General features: G+C 39.3%; 2 protein-coding genes. Both read left to right on the top strand.

Translation table 11 applies throughout. From position 1 onward, the window contains the following. The first annotated feature begins 196 nt into the window (after positions 1-196). On the top strand, positions 197-1807 hold the full coding sequence (locus DRF67_RS21210) for a Na+/H+ antiporter (RefSeq protein ID WP_115930292.1): 1611 nt from the start codon (positions 197-199) through the stop codon (positions 1805-1807). A gap of 403 nt (positions 1808-2210) precedes the next feature. Further along, entirely contained in the window at positions 2211-4343 is a 2133-nt protein-coding gene (locus tag DRF67_RS21205) for a type IA DNA topoisomerase (protein WP_115930291.1), read from the top strand. Positions 4344-4677 lie beyond the last annotated feature (334 nt).

Genomic DNA, 4677 nt, shown 5'->3' with positions numbered 1-4677 from the left:
TGTAAATTACTGAAGTGAACTTAAGTGTTTAAATAAATTTTTATTGGCTTATTTGATTAAAAAAAATCTGCGTTATCTGCTCAATCTGCGAGAACATAAGCATCTGTGCATATCTGAGAAATCTGTGGTCAATTATAAAATTTAATTATTAATACTCATCAATCATTTAAACTCTCAATTATCAACTCAAAAAACTATGCACGAAAATTTTCTTCTTATCCTGGGGCTTCTTTTAATCGTTATGCTGCTGGTTATGCTGGCACAGCGGATAAAAATCGCCTATCCCATATTTTTAGTACTGGCAGGACTGGGAATCAGTTTCATTCCGGGTGTTCCGGTTTTACAACTGGATCCGGAAATTATATTTCTGATCTTTCTACCTCCGCTCCTCTACGAAGCAGCATGGTATACTTCATGGAACGACTTCTGGAAATGGAAACGTCCTATCAGCCTGCTGGCTTTCGGGTTGGTATTTTTAACCTCTCTGGTGGTGGCATATGCTTCACAGGCACTGATACCTGGCTTTACTCTGGCTTTGGGGTTTTTGTTGGGGGGAATCGTTTCACCACCGGATGCTGTGGCGGCAACTACCGTATTAAAAGGTCTGAAGGTTCCGAAACGAACCATTGCTATATTGGAAGGAGAAAGCCTTATCAATGATGCTTCGTCACTGATTGTTTTCAGGTTTGCTCTGGCTGCCGTAATGACAGGATTTTTTTCAATGCAGGAAGCGACAGGACAATTTTTTCTGGTAGCAGGAATGGGGATTGTGGTTGGGATTGTAGGAGCTCATATTTTCTATGCGATTCACCGGTTTTTACCGACGACTCCGGCTATTGATGCCGCTCTTACTGTAATGACTCCTTATATTTTATTTTTGTCAGCAGAACATTTTCATTTTTCAGGAGTAATGGCGGTGGTCAGCGGAGGTCTGTTTATGTCTTTCCGTGCCCATGAGATGTTTAAAACAGGAACCACCAGAATCAATATGACCGGGGTCTGGAATACCCTTATTTTTGTGATGAATGCTTTGGTTTTTGTTTTAATAGGCCTTGAATTACCGGATATTATCAACAATTTAGGTGAAATATCGGTGATGAAGGGAATTGAATATGGCTTGATCATAAGCCTTATCGTGATTGCTGTTCGTCTGCTGTGGATTTATCCCGTCGCTCATATCCCGAGATGGCTGAGCAAAAAAGCACGCCGTGATCCGAGTCCGGGATGGAAGAATCCTTTAATTATTGGTTGGGCTGGAATGAGAGGCGTAGTTTCTCTAGCAACAGCTTTATCGATTCCGGTAATGATGAACTCACAGACAGAATTTCCGATGCGAAACCTGATTATTTTTATCACTTTTGTCGTGATTTTTGTGACCTTGGTATTCCAGGGATTAACGCTTCCTTTAATCATTAAGTTAACGAAAATCGGAGAGATTGATCACATTCTTCCTTCCCATGAACAGCAGGCCGGAATTCAGATGAGACTGGATAGGCTCGCCGTTGATAGGCTCAATCATGAGTATAAAGATAGCGTAGAGACCAATAACCTGGTGGGAAATCTTAAAACAACGCTGGAAAACGAAATCCATCTTCATCAGAATCATTTAGCTTCAATAGAAATGTGTACCAACAGGCAGAATGACATGAAAGAATACCATCAAATCATGCTTGATATTTTTGCTTTACAAAGAAAAGAATTGTTCAGAATGAAACGTGAAAAGTTGTACAGTGATGACGAAATCAGAAAAGCAGGATCGCAATTGGATCTTAATGAACTTAAAATAACAGGAAACAAACATTTATAGAGCAGATCTGGATCCCATCGTATAGGTAATTAGATTGAAAAACGATCACCTTTCTGAAAAAGAAATAATGAGCCTGTTTCATTAATATTGTTGATCGAGCCTCCTTTTTTAAGGGGGTTTTTACTTAAAAATAGATGTTGATTTCTAAAAATATAGGAAATAAATTCAAATAAAAGTAAGGCTGTGAGATTACCTGCACACTAGATAGAACCAATACATTGATTCTATATAAACCTCCTAAAAATAAATACAGGCACATAAATCATTGCATTTAAATATTTTGGTAGAGGATAATTCATAAGTGTAAATACCGTTCATTTCAATTTTCACTCATCCATAATCAGCTCAATTTGAAAAGTCAAAAAAAATCCCGATTTTTGCACTCTTCTATAAACCCGAGTTCATGAAATTATGTATTGCCGAGAAACCTAGTGTTGCCAGAGATATTGCCAAAGTATTAGGTGCTACCATGCCTAAACAGGGCTATATGGAAGGAAACGGCTATTGTGTGACATGGACATTCGGGCATCTGTGTACCCTGAAAGAACCTCACGATTACGGACCCCAGTTCAAATCCTGGAATTTATTTTCACTGCCGATTATTCCCAACAGTTTTGGAATTAAGCTGATCCCGAATAAAGGCGTTGAAAATCAGTTTAAGGTGATTGAAAGATTGGTCGAAGAATGTGATGAGGTCATCAACTGTGGGGATGCCGGGCAGGAGGGAGAACTGATCCAGCGTTGGGTATTGCAGAAAGCAAAATGCAACAAGCCCATCCAGCGTTTATGGATTTCTTCATTGACGGAGGAAGCCATTAAAGAGGGATTTGCGAGTTTGAAACCTGCTGATGATTATAAAAATCTTTATCTGGCAGGAAATGCAAGAGCGATCGGAGACTGGCTGTTGGGAATCAATGCGACGCGTCTTTTTACCAAGAAGTTTGGAGGTAATAAAGCGGTACTTTCCATTGGAAGAGTGCAGACGCCTACCTTAGCTATGCTTGTTCAACGCCAGAAAGAAATTGACGCTTTTACAACAGAGGAATACTGGGAACTGAAAACGAAATACCGTGATGTTATATTCAATGCTGCGATTGACCGTTTAAAAACCCTGGAACGTGCGGAAAAAGGACTTGAATATCTGAAAGTAAACCCTTTTGAGATCGTTTCTTTTGAAATTAAAGAAGGAAAAGAAAAAAATCCAAGACTTTTTGACCTGACCGGTCTTCAGGTGGAGGCCAACAAAAAATATGGATATTCTGCAGAAAATACATTAAACTATATTCAAAGTCTTTACGAGAAGAAACATGTCACCTATCCGCGTGTGGATACCACGTATCTATCCGAAAGCTTATACCCGAAAATAGAAGGAATTCTTCAAAAGATGTATCCTTACCAGGAATTGATAGCGCCTTTGCTGGAAGCACCGATTCCAAAATCAAAGGCTGTTTTCGACGATTCAAAAGTAACCGATCACCACGCGATCATTCCTACGGAAGTTCCACCTTCTCAAAATCTGAGCCGGGAAGAGAAACTGATCTATGATCTGGTTGCCAAACGTTTCATTGCGGTGTTTTATCCGGAATGTAAAATTTCCAATACTCTGGTAGAAGGAAAAGTAGGTACGATCCCTTTCAAAACAAGCGGAAGACAGGTGCTGGAGCCAGGATGGAGAGCAGTATACGCCAAAGAACCGAAAGAAGAATCCACCGATAAAGACAAAGAAAAGGAAAAAGAGGAAGAACAGACGATCCCTGAATTTGTGGTGGGAGAAACCGGACCTCATGACCCGATGATTCACCAGGGGAAAACCACACCTCCCAAGCCGTATACGGAAGCAACCCTGCTGAGAGCTATGGAAACTGCCGGAAAGCAGGTGGAAGACGAAGAATTGCGTGAAATGTTAAAGAACAACGGTATCGGAAGACCATCTACCCGCGCCAACATCATCGAAACGCTTTTCAAAAGAAAGTACATTGAAAAGAAAAGAAAGAACCTGATTGCTACCCAAACTGGGATTCAGTTAATTGATACTATTGAGGACGAGCTGCTAAAAAGCCCGGAACTCACCGGTGAATGGGAATCTAAACTTCGTAAAATTGAGAAAGGGGAGTATGAAGCCAACCTTTTCAAAGAAGAACTGATCCAGATGGTAACAGAGCTTACAGATAAGGTGGTTTACGGAAAAGGGAAAGTAATTACCTTGCAGGAGGAAGAAAAAGAAGAGGTAAAGGAAAAGAAAAAAAGAGAGCCTGCCCAGAAAAAAGAACTTCAGTCCTGGGAAGAAACAAAATGTCCCAAGTGCAAAGAACACAATCTGATTAAAGGAAAAACAGCTGTAGGCTGCTCCGATTTCAAAAATTGTGGCTTTAAAATTACCTTTGAAATATTTGGTAAAAAATTAACGGATAAGCAATTGATGGACCTTGTGTTGAAAGGTAAAAGTTCAAAACTTAAAGGGTTCAGTACCCACCCGGAAAGTATTGCAGAAGGTGTTCTGACTTTAAAAGATGATTTCCAGGTGCAACTTGGCTGATGATCCAACAATACTTTATTTAACCACAAAAATACAAAAGCTATTATTTGAACACTTAAGATATTTAAGTGATCAGCTTTATGCATAGAAAGCACACTAGAGTAAAATTAGAGATCTTTGTCTCAAGGAGCTTACTTATTAAGCAGCATTATAAACTTTCTGAGGTCACCTAAAGTTTTTTAAAAACTTGCATTATCTCCCCAATCTGCGAGAACAAAAGGATCTGTGTAAATCAGTGTATTCTAAGACATATGCAAATTATATCTTGTTAAATTTACAAAAGGTTCTTCTCTTTTTACTACTGCAAATATTCTATATATAAGTTTACAGCAGA

It is taken from the genome of Chryseobacterium pennipullorum, from assembly GCF_003384725.1.
Taxonomy (GTDB): Bacteria; Bacteroidota; Bacteroidia; order Flavobacteriales; family Weeksellaceae; genus Chryseobacterium; species Chryseobacterium pennipullorum.
Note: the sequence above shows the minus strand (reverse complement) of the source record. Positions and strands in the feature narration are given on the sequence as shown.

Coding starts and splice junctions, on each gene's coding strand:
- DRF67_RS21210 (WP_115930292.1), top strand. CDS start 197: ATGCACGAAAATTTTCTTCTTATCCTGGGGCTTCTTTTAATCGTTATG.
- DRF67_RS21205 (WP_115930291.1), top strand. CDS start 2,211: ATGAAATTATGTATTGCCGAGAAACCTAGTGTTGCCAGAGATATTGCC.